The sequence below is a fragment of the Arthrobacter cupressi genome, assembly GCF_900099975.1.
Classification (GTDB): Bacteria; Actinomycetota; Actinomycetes; order Actinomycetales; family Micrococcaceae; genus Arthrobacter; species Arthrobacter cupressi.
Genome location: NZ_FNEI01000015.1, coordinates 25,799 through 47,763, shown reverse-complemented (window position 1 = coordinate 47,763; position 21,965 = coordinate 25,799). Strand labels below are relative to the sequence as shown.

20 protein-coding genes and 1 other RNA gene are annotated in these 21,965 nt (G+C 68.4%); 7 read left to right on the top strand and 14 right to left on the bottom strand.

The genetic code is table 11. The annotated features are described in order from the left end of the window. Positions 1-171 precede the first annotated feature (171 nt). On the top strand, positions 172-2,298 hold the full coding sequence (locus BLP88_RS15575; protein WP_074590662.1) for an elongation factor G-like protein EF-G2: 2,127 nt from the start codon (positions 172-174) through the stop codon (positions 2,296-2,298). A 13-nt stretch (positions 2,299-2,311) separates the two neighbouring features. On the opposite strand, the gene BLP88_RS15570 is transcribed toward BLP88_RS15575, so the two are convergent. Genes BLP88_RS15570 through BLP88_RS15555 form a run of 4 tightly spaced genes read right to left on the bottom strand, consistent with a single transcriptional unit; the run spans position 2,312 to position 4,755 of the window. Next, positions 2,312-2,671 carry a subtilase-type protease inhibitor gene (locus BLP88_RS15570; RefSeq protein ID WP_074590660.1) on the bottom strand — a complete coding sequence of 120 codons (360 nt, stop codon included), beginning with the start codon at positions 2,669-2,671 and terminating at the stop codon, positions 2,312-2,314. Between the two features lie 28 nt (positions 2,672-2,699). Next, a complete protein-coding gene (locus BLP88_RS15565; RefSeq protein ID WP_074590658.1) occupies positions 2,700-3,635 on the bottom strand; it encodes a 3-methyladenine DNA glycosylase in 936 nt (311 codons plus the stop codon). Next, positions 3,619-4,227: a hypothetical protein gene (locus BLP88_RS15560; protein WP_074590656.1), complete on the bottom strand. Its 609-nt coding sequence runs from the start codon at positions 4,225-4,227 to the stop codon at positions 3,619-3,621. The genes BLP88_RS15565 and BLP88_RS15560 overlap by 17 nt, the downstream gene beginning before the upstream one ends. A gap of 39 nt (positions 4,228-4,266) precedes the next feature. Beyond that, the gene (locus BLP88_RS15555; protein ID WP_074590655.1) at positions 4,267-4,755 is read right to left on the bottom strand and encodes a MarR family winged helix-turn-helix transcriptional regulator; all 489 of its coding nucleotides are present in this window, start codon (positions 4,753-4,755) and stop codon (positions 4,267-4,269) included. 118 nt (positions 4,756-4,873) lie between these two features. On the opposite strand from BLP88_RS15555, the gene BLP88_RS15550 reads away from it, so the two are divergent. Both BLP88_RS15550 and BLP88_RS15545 read left to right on the top strand, forming a co-directional pair. After that, on the top strand, positions 4,874-5,098 hold the full coding sequence (locus tag BLP88_RS15550; protein ID WP_074590653.1) for a hypothetical protein: 225 nt from the start codon (positions 4,874-4,876) through the stop codon (positions 5,096-5,098). Between the two features lie 155 nt (positions 5,099-5,253). Next, complete coding sequence (locus BLP88_RS15545; RefSeq protein ID WP_074590748.1) at positions 5,254-5,454, top strand: hypothetical protein; 201 nt, start codon at positions 5,254-5,256, stop codon at positions 5,452-5,454. 76 nt (positions 5,455-5,530) lie between these two features. Here BLP88_RS15545 and BLP88_RS15540 read toward each other — a convergent pair whose 3' ends face one another. From BLP88_RS15540 to BLP88_RS15530, 3 genes are read right to left on the bottom strand one after another with little or no spacing between them, the layout of a single operon-like run. Next, positions 5,531-6,094: a flavin reductase family protein gene (locus tag BLP88_RS15540; RefSeq protein WP_074590746.1), complete on the bottom strand. Its 564-nt coding sequence runs from the start codon at positions 6,092-6,094 to the stop codon at positions 5,531-5,533. A 1-nt stretch (position 6,095) separates the two neighbouring features. Further along, positions 6,096-7,136: a methionine synthase gene (locus tag BLP88_RS15535; protein ID WP_074590651.1), complete on the bottom strand. Its 1,041-nt coding sequence runs from the start codon at positions 7,134-7,136 to the stop codon at positions 6,096-6,098. Between the two features lie 17 nt (positions 7,137-7,153). Then, positions 7,154-8,146 (bottom strand): DUF1852 domain-containing protein, encoded by a 993-nt coding sequence (locus BLP88_RS15530; protein ID WP_074590744.1) that lies wholly within the window; start codon positions 8,144-8,146, stop codon positions 7,154-7,156. A 123-nt stretch (positions 8,147-8,269) separates the two neighbouring features. Between BLP88_RS15530 and BLP88_RS15525 the strand changes: the two genes are divergently transcribed. Beyond that, a complete protein-coding gene (locus tag BLP88_RS15525) occupies positions 8,270-9,211 on the top strand; it encodes a LysR family transcriptional regulator (protein ID WP_074590649.1) in 942 nt (313 codons plus the stop codon). Between the two features lie 164 nt (positions 9,212-9,375). Here the strand turns inward: BLP88_RS15525 and BLP88_RS15520 are convergent, their stop codons facing one another. Further along, on the bottom strand, positions 9,376-10,722 hold the full coding sequence (locus BLP88_RS15520) for an aspartate kinase (RefSeq protein ID WP_074590648.1): 1,347 nt from the start codon (positions 10,720-10,722) through the stop codon (positions 9,376-9,378). A 241-nt stretch (positions 10,723-10,963) separates the two neighbouring features. Here BLP88_RS15520 and BLP88_RS15515 point away from each other — a divergent pair, with 241 nt between their 5' ends. From BLP88_RS15515 to BLP88_RS15505, 3 genes are read left to right on the top strand one after another with little or no spacing between them, the layout of a single operon-like run. Continuing rightward, a complete protein-coding gene (locus BLP88_RS15515) occupies positions 10,964-11,923 on the top strand; it encodes an ABC transporter ATP-binding protein (RefSeq protein ID WP_074590646.1) in 960 nt (319 codons plus the stop codon). Then, positions 11,920-13,077, top strand: coding sequence for an ABC transporter permease (locus tag BLP88_RS15510; RefSeq protein WP_074590644.1), 1,158 nt, complete (start codon positions 11,920-11,922; stop codon positions 13,075-13,077). Before BLP88_RS15515 ends, BLP88_RS15510 begins: the two co-directional genes overlap by 4 nt. A gap of 6 nt (positions 13,078-13,083) precedes the next feature. After that, complete coding sequence (locus BLP88_RS15505; RefSeq protein ID WP_074590643.1) at positions 13,084-14,319, top strand: hypothetical protein; 1,236 nt, start codon at positions 13,084-13,086, stop codon at positions 14,317-14,319. 37 nt (positions 14,320-14,356) lie between these two features. Here the strand turns inward: BLP88_RS15505 and recR are convergent, their stop codons facing one another. From recR to BLP88_RS15475, 6 genes are all read right to left on the bottom strand, one after another. Next, positions 14,357-14,956, bottom strand: coding sequence for a recombination mediator RecR (gene recR, locus BLP88_RS15500; protein ID WP_074590641.1), 600 nt, complete (start codon positions 14,954-14,956; stop codon positions 14,357-14,359). Between the two features lie 86 nt (positions 14,957-15,042). Then, positions 15,043-18,132: a DNA polymerase III subunit gamma and tau gene (locus tag BLP88_RS15495; RefSeq protein ID WP_074590640.1), complete on the bottom strand. Its 3,090-nt coding sequence runs from the start codon at positions 18,130-18,132 to the stop codon at positions 15,043-15,045. Between the two features lie 34 nt (positions 18,133-18,166). Beyond that, an RNA gene (gene ffs / locus BLP88_RS15490) (signal recognition particle sRNA small type) lies at positions 18,167-18,263 on the bottom strand. A 69-nt stretch (positions 18,264-18,332) separates the two neighbouring features. After that, positions 18,333-19,448: a TIGR03364 family FAD-dependent oxidoreductase gene (locus tag BLP88_RS15485; RefSeq protein ID WP_074590639.1), complete on the bottom strand. Its 1,116-nt coding sequence runs from the start codon at positions 19,446-19,448 to the stop codon at positions 18,333-18,335. Between the two features lie 56 nt (positions 19,449-19,504). Continuing rightward, positions 19,505-20,404: a LysR family transcriptional regulator gene (locus tag BLP88_RS15480; RefSeq protein ID WP_074590637.1), complete on the bottom strand. Its 900-nt coding sequence runs from the start codon at positions 20,402-20,404 to the stop codon at positions 19,505-19,507. A gap of 53 nt (positions 20,405-20,457) precedes the next feature. Beyond that, on the bottom strand, positions 20,458-21,918 hold the full coding sequence (locus tag BLP88_RS15475; protein WP_074590636.1) for an aldehyde dehydrogenase family protein: 1,461 nt from the start codon (positions 21,916-21,918) through the stop codon (positions 20,458-20,460). Positions 21,919-21,965 lie beyond the last annotated feature (47 nt).

Sequence of the window (21,965 nt, the reverse complement as noted above, 5' to 3'; positions counted from 1 at the left end):
GGGCTGCGGCCGGCGGAGATCCCGCAGGCCGCAGCTTTTTCCGTGCCCGGCCCGGGGAGCCCTCGAACGGAACCTCATGCACATCGTGCGCCACATGCTCTTGCCGCAAGGTGCCCGCCGGGTGTCGAATCGGTGTAAACGCCCGGCGGCAGCTTTTTCCAGGAGGTCCCCATGTCGGTAAAGAGTGCAAGCGGACAAAGCAAAGAGACCCGGCGGAATGAAGGCGGGGCCGGCCTGGCCGTCGAGCAGCCCGGCATGATCCGCAACATCGCCCTCGTGGGGCACTCGGGGGCGGGCAAGACCATGCTCGTGGAAGCGCTCCTGGCTGCCACCGGCGTGATCTCCCGGATGGGTTCGATCGTGGACGGCACCACGGTCAGCGACTCCGACCCCGCCGCCGTCCACCAGCAACGCTCCGTGGGGTTGTCCGTGGTGCCGCTCCTCCTGGACGGAGTAAAGGTGAACCTGATCGACACCCCCGGGTACGCGGACTTCACAGGCGACCTGCGGGCGGGCCTGCGCGCGGCGGATTCGGCCCTGTTCGTGGTGTCAGCGGTCGACCGCGTCGAAGCCTCCACGGTGGCCCTGTGGCAGGAGTGCGAGCGGACCGGGACCCCGCGGGCCGTGGCGATCAGCCGCCTGGACCACCCGCGCGCCGATTACGACGCCGCCGTCGCGGCCTGCCGGGACGCGTTCGGCGAGTCGGTGCTGCCGCTGCAGGTGCCCGTCAGGAAGGGCGGCGAGATCACCGGGTTGCTGGACCTGCTGGCCGGAACCGTATCCGGAACCACCGACGACGGCGGGCAGCCGCCAACGCGGCCGGCGGACGCCGCGGAACTCGCCGCCGTCGAGGGCGCCCGCGCCGAACTGATCGAAGGAGTGATCGCCGAAAGCGAGGACGAGACCCTCATGGACCGCTACCTCGGCGGCGAGGAGATTGCCCTGGACACCCTGCTGGCGGATCTGGAAACCGCCGTCGCCCGCGGCTCCTTCTTCCCGGTGCTCGCCGTGTCCGCCGGAACCGGGCTCGGCCTGGCGGAGCTGCTGGAGCTGTTGCGCAAGGCCTTCCCCTCGCCCCTGGAACATGAGGTTCCGGAGGCGACCGGACTGGACGGCAGCCCGCACAAACGGCTGGCCTGCGACCCCGGGGGTCCACTGCTTGCCGAGGTCATCAAAACCAGCGTCGACTCCTTCCTGGGCAAGGTCTGCGTGGTGCGGGTCTTCTCCGGGACTTTGCGGGAGGACATTGCCGTGCACGTGGGTGGCAGGGGATTGTCCGAACGCGGCCACCCGGACCACGACGCCGATGAACGGGCCAGCCACCTCTATTCGCCCTGGGGCCCCGCGCTGCGGGCCGTCCCGTTCGCCGTGGCTGGCGACATCTGCGCCCTGAGCAAGGTGGCCAGCGCGGAAACGGGGGACACCGTGTCCGCCAAGGACGATCCCCTGCTGATCAGGGTCTGGGACATGCCCGAGCCCCTGCTGCCTTTGGCCGTCGAAGCCGCGGCGCGCAGCGACGAGGACGCGCTCGCCAAGGGGCTGGCGAAGGTGGCGGCCGGGGATCCGGCACTGCGGGTGGAACGCAACCCCGAAACCCACCAGTTGGTGCTGTGGTGCACCGGGCAGGCGCACGCCGATGTCGTGCTGGACCGGCTGCGGGAGCAGGGCGTGAAGCTGCAGACCGTGGACGTCATCACCCCGCTGCGGGAAACCTTCGCGGTCCCCGCCAGTGGTCATGGACGCTACGTGAAGCAGTCGGGCGGGCACGGCCAGTTCGCCATCTGCGACCTCGACGTCGAGCCCCTCGAACGCGGGGCCGGGTTCGAATTCGTGGACAAGGTGGTGGGCGGCGTGATCCCGGGGCCGTTCATCACCTCGGTGGAGAAGGGCGTGCGGGCGCAGATGCAGAAGGGCGTGGCCGAGGGCTTCCCGGTGGTGGACATCCGCGTCATCCTGCACGGCGGCAAGACCCACAGCGTGGACTCCTCCGACGCCGCTTTCCAGGCCGCCGGGGCCCTGGCCCTGCGCGAAGCCGCCGCGGCCGGGCGCATCCAGCTGCTCGAACCGGTCTCGTCCGTGGTCATCCGGGTTCCCGACGACTACGTGGGCGCCGTGATGAGCGACCTCTCAGCGCGCCGCGGCCGGATGACAGGAACCTCGTCAGGGGAAGGGAACACCGAGATCACGGCCGAAGTCCCGGACCAGGAACTGCTCCGCTACGCCCTCGAACTACGGGCCCTGACGGCGGGCGGCGGCAGCTTCCGGCGCAGCTACCTGCGGCACGAGCCCGTGCCCTAAGCGGGCTGTGCGCCTAGATGGCGCCGGTCGACCCTGGCACGCCGCCCAGCAGCGGAGCCATGCTGCGCCACTTCGCGATCTCGCAGCCGTCCGTGCGGCTGAAACGGCAGCGCACCTGGCGGCCGCGGAAGCTGCCGGTCACCGTGGCCGTCTGCGGCCCGCCGTACTGCTGGGTGCAGCGCCGGTCCGGTCGCGGCACCGGGAAGAAGATCTCCTCCCCGTACTGCTCGACGGCGGCAAGCGCCGCCAGCGGGTCCGGCACCGTGGAGCCATCGGCCGGTTCGCCGCCGGACGCGAGCAGCACGAACTCCCGTTCCGGGGCGCCCGGCGACTCGAGCAGCGTCACGGTCAGGTCGACGTCGTACTGGCCCATTGTTCTCCCCTTCAGGCGTGTTCGGTCGTTAGGTGGCTCCGAGCAGCTCCAGCAGTGGCCGGATCTCCTCCAGGAGCCTGCCGCGCAGCTCCTGGGCCTCCGCGGCGAAGGCCCGTTGCTGCCCAACGTACTCGTTCTTGCCCTCCGGCGTCTCGATCCGGATGGCCGGGTAGCCCCACTCGCTGAGTTCGTACGGGGAAGCCTGCATGTCCATGGCCCGGATCCGCCAGGACAGCTCGAAGCAGTCCATCACCAGTTCGCTGGGCAACGCGGGCGCCAGCTTGTACGCCCACTTGTAGAGGTCCATGTTGGCGTGCAGGCAGCCGGCCTGCTCCATGAAGCGCTGGTTTTCGCGGGTGGGCGTGATTTCGTTCAGCGGCACGGCGTCCGGAGTGTAGAAACGGAAGGCGTCGAAATGGGAGCAACGGATGCGGTTCTCTTCCACCACGGCATCCGTTCCCTCCGAGCCCAGCCGCAGGGTGAGGTATTCGTGGCGGAGGTCGAACTTGTCCTGCCGGTAGACCATGGCCCATTCGTGCAGCCCGAAGCAGGCGAACTGGGCCGGGCGGGCCGTGGTCCCGGACAGGATGATCGCGGCGAAGCGGAGCGCCTCGGCGCGGTCGGCCACGAAGCGGGCGCGGTCGAAGGCGACCGCCGTGCTTCCGGCCGGCAGGCCCGCGGCCGCCAGCCCGGCGTCGTCGAGCAGGGTGTAGTACTTCCAGTCCACGCGTTCGGCGGCGCGCCGGCCGGTCAGCACGGTGCCGTCGCCCGGGTGCCAGCGCAGCAACTGGCCGGGTTTCTGGGTGTAGTAGGTGAAGAGGAAGTCCTCCACAGGGTGTTTCTTCCCGGCGGAGCGGCGCTCCAGGTAGGGGTCCGCGTAGCGCCGGACACGCTCGTGGTGGGCCGCTTCCAGGGGGAGCCATTGCTCTTCCGGGAGCAGCCGCTGCTTACTCGCCAACGCCACTGGAGCCGAGCACCGCCTGGGCGGCGTCCCAGGCCGCGATCTCGCAGCCGTCGGTGAGCTTGTAGGAGGACTCGACCCCCACGCCGTCCACCGCGCCGCTGACCAGCGCCGTCTTCGGGCCGCCGTACTTCAGGTCGCAGTTCTGGTCGGTGGGCCTCGGGACGCGGGTGAGCAGCGCCGGGTTGGCCTTCAGGGCGGTGCAGGCCGCGGCGGCGTCCGGGTGCTTGCTTTCGGCGGACGGCACGCCACCCTGGCAGACCAGGGTGTAGCTGGTGGGGTCGGCACCGGGGGACGGCGTGATGAGGATCGAGAGTTCGACGTCGCCCTTGCCCGGGCCGGTGGGCACGGCCGACGGCGGCGCGGGTACCGGTTTGGTGCCGGGGGACTCGGTCTCGTCCGGGAGCAGCCCGCCGCTCGAAACGCCGGGGCTGGGGCTCGCGTCCGGCGGCGTGCTGGTGGGGGCCGCCGAGCTTGAAGGGGAGGAAGTGGTGGGGGTGCCACCGCCGGTGCCGGGCGAGCAGGCGGCCAGTCCGACGACGGTTCCACCTACGGCGGCCAGGGCCAGGGCGGTGCGGACGAATCGCGGTCGCATGCGGGGCTCCTTGCTTTCTGCCATTTTATCCCGGCTGCTTTATCCGGGCTGGGCGGCGTGGACCGGCTGTGCAGCCAGGACCGGGGCCGGCCGCCGGGTGGCCGCGATCAGGCCGGTCATGGCCGCGTGGAGGTCGGCCACTTCCTCCCGGCTCAGGCCCAGCCGCTCCATGATGGTTCCCGGCACCGCGGTGGCCTGTTCCCGGAGGTCTGCCCCGGCTTTCGTCAGGGTCACCGCGAGGGCGCGCTCGTTGCCGGGGACCCGTTCGCGGGTGAGCAGGCCCGCCTCTTCCAGGCGCCTCAGGATGGGCGAGAGGGTGGCGGGTTCGTGCAGGAGGGCGTCGCTGATGTCCTTGAGGCTCCGCGGACTGCGCTCCCAGAGGGCAAGCATCACCAGGTACTGCGGATGGGTCAGGCCCATGCGTTCCAGGACGGGCTTGTAGATCCCCACCACGCTGCGCGAGGCGACAGTGAGGGCAAAGCAGAGCTGGCGTTCGAGGAGGAGATCGTCCTCGGCAGGCGTGGACATGGTCCTCCTTGGTTTGGCCGGGCTTGCCCTTCAAGCTTATCTCGCCACGCTAATTATTAGTGCACTAACAATTAGGGTACTCTGGAGGGACATAAGGACCCCACGGAGGGAGCAGGAGTTGGCCAAGGAATCATTTGCCCGGCGGTTCATGCGCGCAACCGGGCGGCTGCGCGTTGTTTTCGGCCCGGCACACAGCAGCTCGCTGGACCATGAAATGACCGAGGCCAACAGGATCCTGCTGCGCCAGCGACAGGCCGAAACCCTGCAGTGGGAAACCAAGCACAGGGCCGACGGCAGCAGCTACGTGGTGCCGAAGAACCCGGGGGACAAGTCCCTGCGCTAAAGGTTCCAGTGCCCGCGCAGCCCGGCACCGCCCGCCTCATTCCGGGATGCCGGGCGTATCATTGACTCACTTGAACCACTCGGGAACGGCGTGACCGCCGGACCCCGTTGCGGGGAAGGAGGTGGGATGTTGTGGGACGTGTGCTGGACAGTTTTATGCATGTGACGGCGCGTCTGCAGTCTGTGTTCGGACCCGCTACCCAGGGCGATACCGATGCGCCCGTGGTTCACAAGCACGATGACTTCGAGCAGGCTTCGGAAGAAGACCTGACGCATTTCGTGGTCGAAACAGATGCCGAGGGTCACCACTACGCAGTGCGGGATGACCCCGGACCGACCACTACCGATTACAGCTAAGCAAAAGGACCGGAGCAATGTGGGCTGCTCCCCGTAAGTTGGGCTGAAATTCAGTTCCGACTTACGGGGAGCGTTGTCAGCCTTCGAGGCGGGAGTGTTCGCCCAGGCGGTGCCACGCACGGTTGTGGTAAACCAGCGCGTCACCGGGATCGCCCGGCTGGGCGTCCCGTTCGATGTGCGATGTCAACGCGCGTGCCACGACGATCGTTGACGTTCCGGCCTGCATCCGATCGACGACCGCGCAACGCACCCAAGCGCGGACATTGTCGAACACCGGCTCGCCGGTGCCGAGGCGTGTCCAGGACTGGGCCTGCGCGAAGCGGTCGATGCCGCCGGTTGCACCCAGCTTCGCCACGTCGACGTCATGCACATCGAGGAAATGCACGATGACTGTCGCAGCGCGTGAGAGGACATCGGAGGCCGAGGACAGGGCCGAGATCGAGAAGACGAGCAGCGGAGGCTCGGCGCTCACCGATGCGACGGATGACGCCGTGAGGGCAACGGGCCCGTAACCCGCATCCGCCGAGATGACGGTGACGCCGCCGGGGTGCCCGCGGAAGATGGCCTTGAAGTCGTCAGTCGGCAGGGACGGCGCCGAGGCATGCTGGATCGCGTCGATCTGAGCGTCGACGTCCGTAATTTCAGGCGCGTGCACCGGTGAGCTCCTCGCGGAGGATGGCCGCTCCCGCGCTAAGGGCGCTCAGCTTGTCCAGCGCGACCTGACGGGGGAACGGTGCCATGCCGCAGTTCGTGCTGGGCACGAGCTTGTCGGCGTCGACGAACTCGAGTGCCTTGCGCAGCGTCCCGGCGACCTCTTCCGGCGTCTCGACCGTTTCATTCGCCACGTCGATGGCGCCGAGCATGACCTTCTTGCCACGCACCAGTTCGACGACGTCCAGCGGGACATTGGAGTGGTGGGACTCCAACGAAATGGTGTCGATGGAGGAGCGCTGCAGCAGTGGGAACGACTTCTCGTAGTGGCGCCACTGGGCACCAAGAGTCGCCTTCCAGTCGTTGTTGGCCTTGATCCCGTAGCCGAAGCAGATGTGCACCACTGTCTCGACGCGCAGCCCCTCGCACGCGCGCTCCAATGCGGCGACGCCCCAGTCCGAGACCTCGTCGAAGAACACGTTGAACGCCGGCTCATCGAATTGGATGATGTCGACCCCGGCCGCCTCGAGCTCCTTGGCCTCCTGGTTGAGGATGGTCGCGAACTCCCACGCCAGCTTCTCGCGGCTGCGGTAGTGCGCGTCATACAGGGTGTCGACCATCGTCATCGGGCCGGGAAGGGTCCACTTGATCGGGCGGTCGGTGATCGAGCGGAGGAACGTCGCGTCCTCGACGAACACGGGCTTCTCCCGCTCCACGGCGCTGACGACGGTCGGCACGCTCGCGTCGTAGCGGTCCCGGATGCGCACGGTTTCGCGCTTTTCGAAATCGACACCGCTGAGGTGCTCGATGAAGGTCGTGACGAAGTGCTGACGGGTCTGCTCGCCGTCGCTGATAATGTCGATGCCGCGTCGGGTCTGCTCCTGCACGGCCGCCCGCATGGCGTCCTGCTTGCCTTCGCGCAGCTCGGCACCCTCGAGCTTCCAGGGTGACCAGAGGGTCTCCGGCTGGGCCAGCCAGGAGGGCTTCGGAAGGCTGCCGACGATCGAGGTCGGAAGAAGCTTGGGGGTCATGGTGGGTCCTTCGGTGGTCATGCGACGGGGGTGGGGTAGGCGGCGGCCCACTGATCGAGCAACTCGCGGTTCGGGGTGATGAAGTGCTCTTCGGTGTACCTGCCCTGCGTTACGCCGAGCCGGCTGCGCTCGTCGCGGTCGTAGGAGATTAGTGTCCGTGAGAAGTCCTGTGCGCCCAGGCTGGGCCGATAGACAGCCGGTGCGGCGGAGTTCGCGTTGTAGATCTCGGGGCGGTAGATCTTCTGGAACGTCTCCATCGTGCTGATCGTGCTGATCAGCTGGAGATTGGTGTAGTCGGTCAGAAGGTCTCCGCGGAAGTAGAACGCCAGCGGCGCGACGCTGCCCGGCGGCATGAAGTAGCGCACGCGCAGCCCCATCTTGCCGAAGTACGTGTCGGTGAGGGAGTGGTCGTCCTGCTGGTACTCGAGGCCGAGGACCGGGTGGCTGTTGCCAGTGCGGTGGTAGGTCTTGGAGGTGGAGACGCTGATGCAGATCACGGGCAGCTGCGCGAAGCGCCGCCGGTAGGCTTCGGAGTCGAGGAAACGCTGGAAGAGTCTGCCGTGCAGGTCTCCGAAATCCTGGGGGAGGACAGGGGCGCCCGATCCATCGCTCGCGGCGGGCAGCACCACGCTGAAGTCGTAGTCGCGCACATAGGACGAGAAGTTGTTGCCCACGATGCCGTGGCTGCGGGTGCCGGTCTGCCGGTCGACGATGCTCGTGTCGAGCACCTCGAGCAGGGGGAAGTGCCGCTCCTCGCCGTCTGAGCTGTAGTGCACCTTGGCAGAGACGATCTCGAGCTCGAGGGCATAGCGGTCACCGTTGGGGTTGTCCCAGTGCGCGAGGGCGTTGAAGCGGCGGTTGATCATCGTCAGGGCGTTGCGCAGGTTTTCCTGACGGTTCTCACCACGGGCCAGATTGGCGAAGTTCGTGGTGATGCGCGAGCTCTCGGAGGGCGTGTAATCCTCGTCGAACGGGGTGGTGGTGATGCTGAAGGTGAATGCGTCTGCCATGATGGCCAATCTGATGGTGAAGGGGCCTGGGCTGGCCGTCGAAAAGTCGTTGCATCCAGCATGCAGCTTTTCCGGTGATATCAGGTAACTAGGCGTGACTATGGAATTGTATAGACTGAATCTATGGTTCAGAGTGTGAACGGCTTGACGCTGCAGCAGCTGCGGTATTTCATCACGGTCGCGGACGAGGGGTCGATCTCCGCGGCCGCCGATCTGCTCTACGTCGCACAGCCGACCATGTCCGCGGCGATGAAGGAACTCGAAGCCCGTGTGGGGCGCACGCTCCTCGTCCGCTCGGCGAGGGGAGTCGCGCTCACCGCTGACGGTGCGGAGTTCCTTGGCTACGCCAGGCAGGTCGTCGAGCAGGTGGAGCTTCTCGAGCAGCGCTACCTCGGCCGGCCGCCGTCCCGTCGTCTGCTCGGGGTATCGACGCAGCACTATTCGTTTGCCGTGGATGCGTTCGTCAGGATGGTCCAGGCGAGCGGGGCCGACGAGTACGAGTTCTCTTTGCGCGAGACGCGCACCGAGGAGATCATCGAGGACGTCCGTACGCTTCGCAGCGAGATCGGCATCCTCTACCGAAACGACTTCAACCGAAAAGTCCTCGACAAGCTGCTTCGCGAGTCCCGGCTCGTGTTCCACCCCTTGTTCCTCGCCGATCCGCACATCTTCATCTCGCGCAGCAACCCGCTCGCGTCCCGGCACCGGGCAACTCTCGAGGATCTCGAAGATCTGCCGCGGCTCACCTTCGATCAGGGGGCGAACAACTCGTTCTATTTCGCCGAGGAGATCCTCTCCACACTTTCCAGCAAGCGCGACATCCGGGTCTCTGATCGTGCGACCATCTTCAACCTCATGATCGGCCTCGGCGGGTACACGATTTCGACGGGCATCATCAGCGGCGAGCTCGACCCTTCGATCGTCGCCATCCCGCTCGATGTCGACGAGCGCATCGAGATCGGCTGGATTGATCACGCCGCGGTTCCGCTGACGGAACAGGCGCGGCGCTATCTCGCAGAAGTGCGGGCGGTCGTCACGGGCTTCGGGGTGGAAGTGCTCGGCTGACGGCGCCGGGGGGTGGCGCGGGGAACGGGCATCCCTCAACAAAGCGAAAGGGCCTGAGCCCGGTGGAATACCGGCCCCAGACCCCCGCGGCCCAACAGCTATTTAGCGGTCCAACTTTCGGGGACCGGAGCCTGGCTCCGGTCCTTCCGTGGTTTAATTTCGCCCTAGCGGCCGGTGCCGCCGTAGACGGTGGCTTCGGATTCGCCGTCGAGCTCGAATGCCGCGTGGATGGCGCGCACTGCATCGTCCAGCTTGTCCGCGCTGGTGACCACCGAGATGCGGATCTCCGAGGTGGAGATCATGTTGATGTTGATCCCGGCGTCGGAGAGGGCCTTGAAGAAGGTCGCCGAAACGCCCGGGTGCGAACGCATGCCGGCGCCGATCAGGGAGAGCTTGCCGACGTTCTCGTCGTACTCGATGCTCTCGAATCCGATTTCGCCCTGGGCGGCGCGGAGGGCGGCGAGGGCGTCGGCGCCTTCAACGATGGGCAGGGTGAAGGAAATGTCCGTGTGGCCGGTGCCGTGGGTGGACACGTTCTGGACGATCATGTCGATGTTCGAGTGGGCATCGGCGATGACCTGGAAAATCGCCGCGGCCTTGCCGGGGATGTCCGGGACGCCGACAACGGTGACCTTGGCTTCGGACCGGTCGTGGGCCACGCCGGAGATGATTGGCTGCTCCAAGGCAACTCCCTCTTGAGTGGTGATCTTGTCATCGGCACCGGGCAGGACCCAGGTGCCTTCGTTCTGGCTGAATGAGGAGCGCACGTGCAGCGGCACGCCGAAACGGCGGGCGTACTCCACGCAGCGCAGGTGCAGGATCTTCGCGCCGGAGGCGGCAAGTTCCAGCATTTCCTCGCTGGAGATGGTGTCGATCTTCTGCGCGGACGCCACCACGCGCGGGTCCGCGGTGAACACGCCGTCCACGTCGGTGTAGATCTCGCAGACGTCCGCTTCCAGCGCGGCCGCCAGGGCGACGGCGGTGGTGTCCGAACCGCCGCGGCCCAGGGTGGTGATTTCGTTGGTGCTGCGGCTCATGCCCTGGAAGCCGGCCACGATCGCGATGTGCTGCTTGTCCAGCGCGGTGCGGATGCGGTGCGGGTCGACGTCGATGATGCGCGCCTTGCCGTGGATGCCGTCGGTAATCATGCCGGCCTGCGAACCGGTGAAGGACTGGGCGGACGCGCCGAACTTGTTGATGGCCATGGCGAGCAGGGCCATGGAGATGCGCTCGCCGGCGGAGAGGAGCATGTCCATCTCGCGGGCCGGGGCGGAGTCGGTGACCTGGGCGGCGAGGTCCAGCAGTTCGTCGGTGGTGTCGCCCATGGCGGACACGACGACGACGACCTCGTTGCCTGCCTTCTGCGCGTCGACCACGCGGCGGGCAACACGCTGGATCCCCTCGGCGTCGGCCACGGAGGAGCCGCCGAACTTCTGGACGATCAGCTGTTTGGTCTTGGCAGGCTGCGCGGCCAGCTCGTCGCTTTTCACTTCGGTAGTGGGCATACTCATGCGCGCACCCTCACTGCATCACTTGGGAATCGAAACGCCACACGGCCACTTACGGCACGCCAGCGTGGCTTATTCGGCCAGTTTATCGCCGTGTGTCCCGGGCCCGGGAATTGTGACCAAATCTCGGCCCCTGGGTGGATGTGCGTGACTTTCGCCACGGCGTACGATCGAGGCACGATGCGGCCTGCGGGCACGTCCGCCGCGCAGGATCAAGCTCTGTAGGGGGAAACAGAGGTGGAGTATGTCCGTTGCAGAAATTCCTGAGACCACCCGGGCGCCGTTGGCTTCCGGGGTCTCCGCGGTGGGTGTCTCCCGCCGCTTCGGTTCCGTCCACGCAGTTGAGCACATGGACTTCGAGGCCCCGGCCGGGCGGGTCACCGCGCTGATCGGCCCCAACGGGGCCGGCAAGACGACGTTGCTGCTGATGCTCGCCTCGCTGCTCCAGCCGGACAGCGGTGCCATCACGGTGGACGGGCTCGACCCGGCGCAGGACAGCACGGCCGTGCGGCGCCGGCTCGGTTGGATGCCGGACACCCTGGGCGTATGGGAGTCCCTTACCGCCCGCGAAATCCTGGTGCAGATGGCGCGTTTCTACCGCCTGCCCAAATCCGGTATCGCTGGGCGGGTGGCCGAATTGCTGGCCATGGTCCGGCTGGAGGAACTCGCAGACCAGCCCGCCCGGGTACTTTCCAAGGGCCAGCAACAGAGGCTGAGCCTGGCACGCGCGCTGGTCCACGATCCCTCTGTGCTGCTCCTCGACGAGCCGGCAGCCGGTCTGGACCCCGGCTCCCGGGTGGAGCTGCGCACCCTCCTGCGGAACCTGGCCGCGGCCGGGAAGTCCGTGGTGGTTTCCTCGCACGTGCTCAGCGAACTGGATGAAATCGCCGACGGCGCCGTGTTCGTTAACCAGGGCCGCACCGTCAAGCGGCAGACCATCGAAGAAGCAGCGCAGCAGGGCCGGCGCTATGCCATCACCGCCCTCGACCAGGCGGAACTCACCGCGAAGCTCACAGAGCTCGGGCTCGAGTTCCGGGTGGGAACCGGCCGCCGTCCGTCCGTTTCGCTGATGTTGAGCCACGACGCCGGTGCTGCCGCCCTGCTGCGGGACCTCGTCACCGCGGGGATCGGCGTCGTCTCTTTCGGCCCGGCCGGCGGCGCCCTGGAGGAGACCTACATGAGCCTGGAAACGGAGCGGAAATGAGCATGGAAAAGACCCTTCCCGGACCGGCGCAGGTTCCGGGCCCGGCAGACGGGCGGGCCGCCGTCGCCGGCTACATCGGCGGCATCCGCGATGTGGTGGTGCTCGAAATGAAGCAGCGGCTGCGCTCGCGCGGCTGGTACATCATGCTGGGCATCTGGCTGGTGGTGATCGCCCTGGTCACGGCGTTGACCTGGGCCGGGTGGAACGCCTCGATGGAGGTCCGCAACTCAATGCCTGTTCCGGACGGCACGCCCCAGCCGACCGGGCCGGGATCCGCGATCTTCGAGGTCGTGCTCGCCTTCGTGCTGCTCTTCGCCCTGCTGGTGGCGCCCGCGCTCTCGGCGAACGCCGTCAACGGCGACCGGGCCGGCGGCACCCTGGCGATCCTGCAGGTCACCCTGCTCACCCCCGGGCAGATCCTCTGGGGCAAGTTCTGCGCGGCGTGGCTGGCGGCGATCGCCTTCCTGGCCGCCAGCGCGCCGTTTCTGGTCTTCGCGGTGCTGCTGGGCGGGCTGACTCCCGGGCACGTGCTGGTGTCGCTGCTAATGCTTGCCGTGGAAGTGGCGGTGATCTGCGGGATCGGCGTCGGCATCTCGGCGCTCGCGGGGAGGCCGCTGTTCTCAATCGTGGTCACCTACCTCACGGTGGCCGCGCTGGTGGTCGGTTCGCTGATCGCCTTCGGCCTCGGGGTGCAGCTGACCCAGGGGACCGTCATGGCCAACCAGCCGCGCTACAGTGCTGCGGAGTACGGGCCCGGCACCTATCCGGGGTCTCCCGAATATGTGTGCGAAGGGCCCCTCGTGGAGCAGGACGTGCTGCGCACCGAGCGGGTCGCGTGGCTGCTGGCCTTGAACCCCTACGTGGTGGTGGCCGACGCCATCCCGTATCCGGAACGGCAGGGCCTCCAGTACTACTACTCCGGGGGCATGATCGAGAACATCAGCCAGGGCGCCCGTGCGGCGCTCGCCGGCCCCGAGGGCACATACACCTGCGCCAACGGGCAGGTGCAGCCGCAATACCTCGAGCAGGCCACGCCCCTGTGGCCGCTTGGCCTGGCGTTGCAGCTCGGCCTCACCGGCCTGTTGCTGTGGCTTGGCTGGCGCGCCCTGCGCACGCCGGCGGGCCGGCTGGCCCTGGGTACCCGGATCGCCTGAACCGCCATGGCCGCCGCGCATCCGTCCGAGGACGAGCCACGGTACGAGCAGATCGGCCGGGACGTGTTCGACGACGGCGGGGCGGCCGGCGGTCATGACCGGCTGGGTCCGGGCTACCGGGGCCGACCGGGCGGTCCAAATGGTCCGAGCGGTCCGGGCGGCCCAAGCGGTCCGGGCCGTCCGGCGTCAGAGGAGGATGACGGCGGCCCGGCCCCGGTGCCGTTCCGGATCTCGGCGGCCGCTGCTGTCCGCGCGGCCTGGGCCGATGCCGCGGCGTCCTTTGCCAAGGTTTCTTTTTGGGCGCTTCTCGCTGCCGCGGTGGCTGCGGCCGGCATGACGGCCTACCTCCTCCTGGGATGGTTCGGTGTCCAAGGCGAGGAGAAGCCGCCGCCCCTGGTCTTGTACCTCCTGACCGGCGGCGCGTTGTCCTTGGCGGCGGCCATCCTTGGCTCCCTATGGGGCTTCACCCGCGGCGGGCCGGCTGCGCTGACGTTCCCGGTCCGCCTGTTGGCGTGCCTCCTGCGGGGAAGTGCGCTGGCCGTGCTCAGCGTCGGGCTTCTCCTGGGGGCCCGCGCGGTGCTGGGCGGGCCGGGCAGCGTCGAGTACTCCGTGGATCCCGGTTCCGGGTTGCCGGAGACCCCAGTGGATGCCATTCCCGCGCCGCCGGGACTGGAGTTCCTGGCTGTGCTCTTGGTGCTCTTCGAGGTGGGGGTCTTCGCCCTGGTGGGCATCGGATTCCGGGCACTGTTCCGGGCGCGGCTTGCGGGAGCCATGCTGACCGTGCTGGTGCTGTGCGCGTTCGCCGTCGGGAACTTCGCGGCTGCGTTCATGCTGTTGCCGGGAACACTGGTCACTGAGCGGACATCCATTCCCGTGAACGTGGAGCGCGACAACTCCGGCCGGTACCTCGCCTACGAATGCATCGGGCAGCCGGTGCGCAGCGAAACCGTGCTGCACAGCGAACACGTCATGTGGCTCACCGCGGGAAATCCGGCGGTGCTCTACTGGGCCCTTGCCTCGGGGCAGGTGCCAACCGGCGGTGATGCGGGCTGGGTGCTGGCCTCGCTGCAGCGCTCCACGGAAGGTCCGGTGTGGGACGTGGCCTGTATCAACGGGGTGCCCAGCGACGAGGTCCAGCCCGGGTTCCCGCTATCTGTTATTGGAATCGCCGGACAACTGGGGACCGCCGCGGCGGTGACGGCAGCCGGCGCACTGGCGGGCCGCCGTCGGGCACGAACGTAAAGTTCCTCCCCACCGCCGGGAGCTGCGGGCATCCGGTTCAGGACAGGGCGTTGCGGCGGCCTTCGAAGGCGCGGCCCAAGGTGACCTCATCCGCGTATTCCAGGTCACCGCCAACCGGCAGGCCCGAGGCGAGACGGGTCACCGTGATTCCGATGGATTTCAGCATGCGGGCCAGATAGGTGGCGGTGGCTTCACCCTCGAGGTTGGGGTCGGTGGCGATGATGATTTCCTGGATCTCGCCGTCGTTGAGCCGCGTGAGGAGTTCACGGATCCGCAGCTGCTCGGGACCGATGCCCGCGATCGGGTTGATGGCGCCGCCGAGCACGTGGTACCGGCCGCGGAAGGACCGGGTCCGTTCCACGGCGAGCACGTCCTTGGATTCCTCCACCACGCAGATCACTGAAGGATCCCGGCGCGGGTCGCGGCAGATGTTGCACATTTCCTGCTCGGTGACGTTTCCACACACGGTGCAGAACTTCACCCGTTCCTTGACGGTGGTGATGGCGGCCACCAGGCGCTTCATGTCCTCGGGGTCGGCCTCAAGGATATGGAAGGCGAGGCGCTGAGCCGACTTCGGCCCGACGCCGGGGAGCCGGCCGAGCTCGTCGATCAGCTCTTGAACTGCACCTTCGTACACAATGTCCTCGTTTGTTCAGTGGCGTTTATAGCTCAGTGGCGTTGATGCCCGGTGGCGTTGTCCGTGGCGGACGTCGACCGATGGCGTCAGCGGCGCATCAGGGGAGTGCCGTCCAGCGAACGCTCTTCCAGGAGTCTCCCGCCCAGAATACGCTCGACGGCGGCCCGGCCAAACACGCCCGATTCCTCGATGGTTTCGTCATCCGCGCTCGGGATGTCCTCCACCATGGTGGCCGTTGCGGCCGCCGCCCGCGCGGGGACCTGGATCCGTCCGGCCATCGCCTCCGGGCTGTTTGAAAGCCGCTGGTAGAGGCTCTGCTTGCCGGGGGTGAGGGCTGTGGTTTCCGCCGGGGTGGGTGCCGGAACCGTGGCCCAGCTGGTCGCCGGTGCGGGGACCGGGGCGTGGGCCTGCTGGGCCTGTGGCTGCTGGGCCTGTGGCTGCTGGGCGGACGCCTGTTGCGCGGCCTGTGCCGGCGCCTGCGCGGCGGCGGGCTCGTACGCAGGTGCCGTCTCGTACGCCGCGGCGCCGGAGCTGCTGTTGTGTGCATCCAGCTCCGGAACGGCTGTCTGTGTGGAAACAGCCGCAACATGCGCGCCCACATTGCTGGTGGTGCCCACAATCCAGGAGCCGGGCGATTGCTCTACTGCGCGCGACCACGGATCGTTCGAGGTGTCGGGGCCGGCCGCGACCTGAGGGCTTGCGGCGGCTGCGCCGGCGGGCATCGGCGCTGGGTCCGTTGCCGGCGCCGCGTCAGCTGCCGGTGCCGGTGCTGCGGCCTCCGGGGGCGCGGACTGCCAGCCGGAATCCGACGGCGGCACCCAGTCCATGGGAGGCTCTTCGTCGAGCGGCGGGGCGTCCTCGTCGCGCGGAGGTGCCCAGTCGTCGTCGGAGTAGGAGTAGTCTTCGGAGGCCGGCCCTTCGGAGGCCGGCTGGGCGGCCTGTCCTGCCAACGACGTTACGGCGCCAGCCTGCGCGGGATTTCCGACGTGCCCGGATTCCTCGGCCGGGGCGGCGGGCGTTTCCGGGGAGCTTACAGCAGAGGGCTGCCCGGGGGGTACGCGAACAGCTCCCGGTTCCGGAATGGCGGGGGAAGCCTGGGCGGGTGCGTCATGGGTTGGGGAACCGCCCGCAGGTGCGAGACCCCAGGCGGTGTCCACCTCGGACACGGCGGGAACCGCCGGAGCTGCGGGGGTCGCGGGCGCAGCGGAAGCAGCGGGCGCAGCGGGCACGGCGGCCGGGGCCGCCGGCGCTTGTGCCAGGGCTTCCGGGCTAGCCGGTGCTTTTGGGTTTGGCGCAGAGCTCCCCGAACCGTTGGCGCCTGCCGTGGCGGTGATCTGGCAGTCAATGCCGATGGTCTTGTGAATCGCCTGCCGCAGGTTTTCGGCATGGTCGGCACGGCTGAACGCGGAGGACAGGCCCTCGGTGGTGAACGACAGCACCAGTGTTTGCCCGTCGAAACGCGCCACCTGCGCATTGGCACCCACCAGGGCCCAGCTGCTGCGTTTGATCTTGCTCAGCGTCTGCAGGATGTCCTGCCAGGCACGGCGGATCACCTCGACGTCGGCACCACCGGCGGGGGCACTGGCCGGGGCAGCAGACGGCTCTGCAAGCGGCGCGGCCGCCGGAGCCGGGGCAGAAACAGGTGCCTGGGGCGCCTGGGGCGTAGCAGCAGCCGGCGCAGCCGGGGCGGCAGGAGCCTGCGGCTTGTCCTCGACGGGCCAGTCGTTCGTCGTAACCCGGGGCGCCGAGATCTGGCTCTTGGCCGGAGCCGCGGAGCCGGTATCGGAGGAGGCTACAGGGGCAGGGTTCCCCGGAGCGGGTTCCACTCCAGCGGGTTCCACCGGCCTGGGCGGAGCGGCCGCTGCGGCCGGCACCTGGACGGGTTCCGGCGTCGGACTCTGAACCGCCGGAACCGCCGGGGCTGCGGGAACCGCCGGAACCGCCGGGGCTGCCGGCGCGGGCGGCACAGCTGCGCCGCCTCCGACAGGCTCGCCGGGCACCGCACCGCCGTAGCTGAGGCGCCGCTCCACACGGTCGATCCGGGCGGCGATGCCGCGTTCGGTCTGTTCGGCGCCGGGCAGCAGGATGCGTGCGCACAGCAGCTCAAGGTGCAGGCGCGGCGAGGTTGCGCCGGTCATCTCCGTAAGCGCGGTGTTGGTGACGTCCGCCGCGCGGGAAAGTTCGGCGGCACCCAGGGCCTTCGCCTGGCCCTGCATGCGGGCGATCTGGTCCTCCGGCATGCCGCGGAGGATGGCGCGGGCGCTTTCCGGCATGGCCTGGACGATGATGAGGTCCCGGAAGCGCTCCAGGAGGTCCTCGACGAAGCGGCGGGGATCGTGCCCGGTCTGGATGACGCGGTCCACCGCGCGGAACACCGTGGCGGCGTCGCCGGCGGCGACAGCCTCGACGACGTCGTCCAGCAGCGAAGCGTGCGTGTAGCCGAGGAGCGCGACGGCGAGCTCGTAGTCCAGTCCGTTGCTCCCGGCGCCGGCCATGAGCTGGTCCAGGACGGACAAGGAGTCACGGACGGAGCCGCCGCCTGCCCGGATCACGAGCGACAGCACGCCGGGCGCCACAGGGACGTTCTCGGCGGCGCAGAGCTGCTCGAGGTAGGCCATGAGCGGTTCCGGCGGTACCAGCCGGAAGGGGTAATGGTGCGTGCGGGAGCGGATGGTGCCGATGACCTTGTCCGGCTCCGTGGTGGCGAAGATGAACTTGATGTGTTCCGGCGGCTCCTCGACGATTTTCAGGAGCGCGTTAAAGCCGGCCGAGGTGACCATGTGGGCTTCGTCGATGATGAAGATCTTGTAGCGGTCCCGCACCGGGGCGAAGGTGGCGCGTTCGCGGAGGTCGCGGGCGTCGTCCACACCGCCGTGGCTGGCGGCGTCGATCTCGATGACGTCAAGGGAGCCGGAGCCGCCGCGGGCGAGCTCGATGCAGCTGTTGCACTTGCCGCAGGGCGTGTCCGTGGGGCCTTCGGCGCAGTTGAGGCAGCGGGCCAGGATGCGGGCGGAGGTGGTCTTGCCGCAGCCGCGCGGGCCGGAGAAGAGGTAGGCGTGGTTGACGCGGTTCTTGCGCAGCGCCGTCATGAGCGGCTCGGTGACATGTTCCTGCCCGATAACGTCCGCGAACGAATCCGGGCGGTATCTGCGGTAAAGGGCAGTAGTAACAGTCACAGGGGAAACCTAGCGGTAGGGACTGACATTTAAAGTAAGTGACCCCTCATGCACCCGCCAGAGCCCATCTACCCTTGCTACCTTCCGGTCCTGGGGGAGTTCAACAGGATGACGCCACATGAGGGGCCGACGACAAGCTTACCCGAACTTTCAGCGGCACCCGAATCCGCCGTCGGGCATCGGAACTCCGGCACCGGAAACTAGAGCGAGTCGACCGTCTCCGCCGCGATGCCGAAGGACATGGTCATGCCGATCCCGGAGGTCACGGTGACCACCTTGGTCCGCGGATCCACGTCCTCCACCAGCAATGAAGTCAGCGGGCTGCTGGCGTAGACGCCCTGCCAGCGTTGGGTGACCTGCAGCTTCGTGCCCAGGATCCTGGCGATCTCGTCCACGAGGCGCGAGGTCCACCACTCGTCCTGGAACGGCCCGATCGTCTGCCCGTACACGTGGCTGTCGCCCAGGATGAGGCTGCCGTCCGGGCGCCGCGTGAACATGACGTTGGCCACCATGTCGATCAGTTCCGGGCTGTGCCCGTAGATTTCCCTGCGCACCGCCTCCGCGCCGGGCATCGCCGTGAAGCCGTCGTAGCGGGTCATCGAGGTGCCGGTGAGGACCGCCGCGTCCAGGCTGTAGCCGGCCGGCGCCGGGGCCAGGGCCATCTGCAGGGCGCAGCGCTGCACCTGGTAGCGGGCGGCCAGTTCGGGGAAGAGGTAATCCATGTCATGCCCCACGCAGACCAGCACCTTTTGCGCCTGGAAGTCGCCGCGGCTGGTGGACACGGTGCCGTCCCGGATGTCCCGCACCGAGGTGTTCCATTCGATCTCGACGCCGGCCTGGTCCTGCAGCCAGCCGGCGATCTCGCCCGCTGTGGTGCGGGGGTCCACGCGCAGGTCAGCGGGCAGGTGGGCGCCGCCCACGATCGCGGGGTCCGGGTTCCCGCCGAGCACGGACCGGAGTTCGCCGGCGGTAAGCAGCTGGACGGCGTCGTTGCCGCGCTTGCTGTTGAGTTCATCCAGCACCCGCTGTTCGGCGGCGCTGCGGGCCACCACGTAGGCGCCGGCCTCCGGGGCCCAGAACCCCACGGACTTCGCCGCGGCCAGCCAGCCCTCGCGGGAACGGTAGGCCGTGTCCAGGAGACCGCCGTCCTGGGCGGTGATGCAGCAGTGCCCGAAGTTCCGGATCGAGGCTCCGTTGGGCCGGGCGTCGCGTTCGATGATCCGCACCGTGTAGCCCCTTCGGTGCGCCTCGAAGGCATGCGCCAGGCCGACGATACCGGCGCCGACGACGATCAGGTCCGTGTTGGATGTGTTCATGGTGCGTCCTTTCGTGCTGCGTGATGGGTCTGCGTGGTGCGGCTGGCCGGTGGGGATCAGCCCAGCGGCCACGCCTTGATGGTGCTGACCAACTCGACGAACCGCTGCTCCACCGGGGTGAGCGGCTGGTCCGCCATGCGGACCAGGGTGACCGGACGACGGCGGGGTGCCGGGTTGATCCTGAGGCGGACCAGCTCGCCGGAGCGCAGGTCCTGGGCCACCACATGTTCGGAAATGAGGGCCAGGCCAAGGCCTGCCCGCACGGATTCGCGGGCTGCCTCGGCGCTCCAGATGGTCCAGCTGGGTGAGTCTTTGAGGCCCCAGTCGGCCAGGGCCTGGTCCTGGTCCAGCCGGGTGGAGGAGCCGATTTCGCGGAGCAGGAACCGCTGCCCGGCCAGATCCTCCGGGGTGAGGGAACGCCCGGCCAGCGGATGTGCCCTGCCGGCGGCGAGGATGAGGGCCTCGTCGAAGATCTCGGTGCATTCGAGCTGTTCGTGGTCCACCTGCCCGGCGCAGATGGCCAGGCTGACCTCGCGGTTGATGATCCATTCGGCCACCTTCTCGGCGTTGCCGACGCGCAGTTCCGTCCGCACCGTTTCGTTCTCCGCGAGGAAGCGGCTGAGCACCCGGGGGAGGAGATAGGACCCCAGGGTGCTCGTGCCTGCCACCGAAAGCTTCCGGTCCGCCTGTCCCTGCGCCGCCGCAACCTCGCCATCCACCTCCTCCAGGATGCCGAGGATCCGCCGGGCGTGGTCGGCCAGCACCGCGCCGGCCGGAGTCAGAGTGGTCCCGGCCGGTCCGCGGTCCAGCAGATGCGCCGCGAGCGAGGTCTCCAGGCTCCGCACATGGGCCGAAACAGACGGCTGGCTCATGTACAGGAGGCGGGCAGCAGCGGAGATGCTGCCCGCCTCTGCAACGGTGACGAAGATTCGCAGGCTCTGGATGCTCAAATGCATGGGAACAAGCTAACTGACGGTCCGGCGTCGTGATCGGTGATGGGCAACGGGGCTCAGGCCGGAAAGCTGATGCAGGCCGAGCGCCATTCCATGTAGAACTCCCAGGTCTCCGGGGAGCACTCCGGCGCCCCGTACTGCGAGAGCTTCGCGCCCATGTGCGGCAGGTGCGGCCAGGCACCCACCCCGGGCCGGTTGACGTGCAGCATGCCCGCCTCGAAACTCTGCAGGGCGTCGTAGGCGTGCGCCCGGTTGTTCGTGAAAATGGTCCCGGACATGCCGTACTTCACCGAGTTGGAGATCTCCATGGCGTGGCCGAAGTTCTCGGCGTCGATCACGGAGAGCACCGGGCCGAACACCTCCTCGGTGGCCAGTCCCGAATCCGGTGCGACGTCGGTGATCAGGGTGGGCTCCATGAAGTAGCCGTCTGCGAGTACCCCGGCGGTGGCGCGGGAACCGCCCGTCCGGACGGTGGCGCCGTCGGCCCTTGCCTGTTCTATGGCCGCGAGGCAGGCGTCCAGCCGTTCCTGGTTCACCACCGGTCCGAGCTTCGTGGCTTCGTCCGTCGGGTCGCCGATCCGCAGCTCCTCCATCCGGCCGAGCACTTTGGCCACCAGCTCTTCGCGGACCCGGCGGTCCACCACCACACGGCTCGTGGCGCTGCAGCGCTGCCCCGCCTGCCCGAAGGCCCCCAACAGGATGGCGTTGGCAGCGAGGGTGAGGTCGGCGTCGGCCAGCACGATCACGGCGTTCTTGCCGCCCAGCTCGAGCTGCGTGCGGGCGAGCCGCGGCGCGGCGGCCTTCTGGATGGACAGGCCCACCGGCAGAGACCCGGTGAAGGAGATGCCACGGACGTCCGGGTGCTCGCACAGGGCCTCACCCGGTTCGCGGTCGCCCTGGACCAGGTTCAGCACGCCCGCCGGCACGCCGGCCTCATTGAAGATGTCCACCAGCAGTGCCGAGGTCAGCGGCGCCAGCGGCGAGGGTTTGATGATCGCCGTGCACCCGGAGAGCAGTGCGGGTGCCATCTTCCAGACCGGGATCGCGAGCGGGAAGTTCCATGGGGTGATGAGTGCGACGACGCCGATCGGCTTGCGCCAGGTCATCGCCAGGGTGCGCGGCTCGTCGGCCGGGAGGGTGGAGCCGGAAAGCCGGCGGCCTTCGCCCGCGATGTAGCGCAGGATGTCGATGGCCCGCTGAGCCTCGCCGCGGGATTCACGCAGGCACTTGCCCTGTTCCCGGGTGACGGCAGCGGCCAGCTCCTCCTTGCGGCGGGACAGGATCTCGGCTGCGGCGAACAGGATGTCCCCGCGCTTGATCGAGCCTAGCGCTTCCCAGCCCTTGCCCGCTTTTGCCGCGGCCCCGACCGCATCCAGGGCGTCCTGGGCGGTGGAGTCCGGGAAGTGGCCCAGCACGTCCTTGGTGTTGGCCGGGTTGGTGTTGGCGAACGTCTTTCCGGCCGAGGACGGACGCCACTGGCCGTCGATGTAGTTCTGGTGGAGTTCGGTAACGCTCATTCGGTCCTCTGTTCCGGCAGCGGCGGTGCTGCCTCATTGAAAAGGGC

Coding starts and splice junctions, on each gene's coding strand:
- BLP88_RS15510 (WP_074590644.1), top strand. CDS start 11,920: ATGAGCATGGAAAAGACCCTTCCCGGACCGGCGCAGGTTCCGGGCCCG.
- BLP88_RS15485 (WP_074590639.1), bottom strand. CDS start 19,448: ATGAACACATCCAACACGGACCTGATCGTCGTCGGCGCCGGTATCGTC.
- BLP88_RS15535 (WP_074590651.1), bottom strand. CDS start 7,136: ATGACCCCCAAGCTTCTTCCGACCTCGATCGTCGGCAGCCTTCCGAAG.
- BLP88_RS15560 (WP_074590656.1), bottom strand. CDS start 4,227: ATGCGACCGCGATTCGTCCGCACCGCCCTGGCCCTGGCCGCCGTAGGT.
- BLP88_RS15545 (WP_074590748.1), top strand. CDS start 5,254: ATGCATGTGACGGCGCGTCTGCAGTCTGTGTTCGGACCCGCTACCCAG.
- BLP88_RS15525 (WP_074590649.1), top strand. CDS start 8,270: ATGGTTCAGAGTGTGAACGGCTTGACGCTGCAGCAGCTGCGGTATTTC.
- BLP88_RS15520 (WP_074590648.1), bottom strand. CDS start 10,722: ATGAGTATGCCCACTACCGAAGTGAAAAGCGACGAGCTGGCCGCGCAG.
- BLP88_RS15475 (WP_074590636.1), bottom strand. CDS start 21,918: ATGAGCGTTACCGAACTCCACCAGAACTACATCGACGGCCAGTGGCGT.
- BLP88_RS15575 (WP_074590662.1), top strand. CDS start 172: ATGTCGGTAAAGAGTGCAAGCGGACAAAGCAAAGAGACCCGGCGGAAT.
- BLP88_RS15505 (WP_074590643.1), top strand. CDS start 13,084: ATGGCCGCCGCGCATCCGTCCGAGGACGAGCCACGGTACGAGCAGATC.
- BLP88_RS15515 (WP_074590646.1), top strand. CDS start 10,964: ATGTCCGTTGCAGAAATTCCTGAGACCACCCGGGCGCCGTTGGCTTCC.
- BLP88_RS15530 (WP_074590744.1), bottom strand. CDS start 8,146: ATGGCAGACGCATTCACCTTCAGCATCACCACCACCCCGTTCGACGAG.
- BLP88_RS15555 (WP_074590655.1), bottom strand. CDS start 4,755: ATGTCCACGCCTGCCGAGGACGATCTCCTCCTCGAACGCCAGCTCTGC.
- BLP88_RS15570 (WP_074590660.1), bottom strand. CDS start 2,671: ATGGGCCAGTACGACGTCGACCTGACCGTGACGCTGCTCGAGTCGCCG.
- BLP88_RS15480 (WP_074590637.1), bottom strand. CDS start 20,404: ATGCATTTGAGCATCCAGAGCCTGCGAATCTTCGTCACCGTTGCAGAG.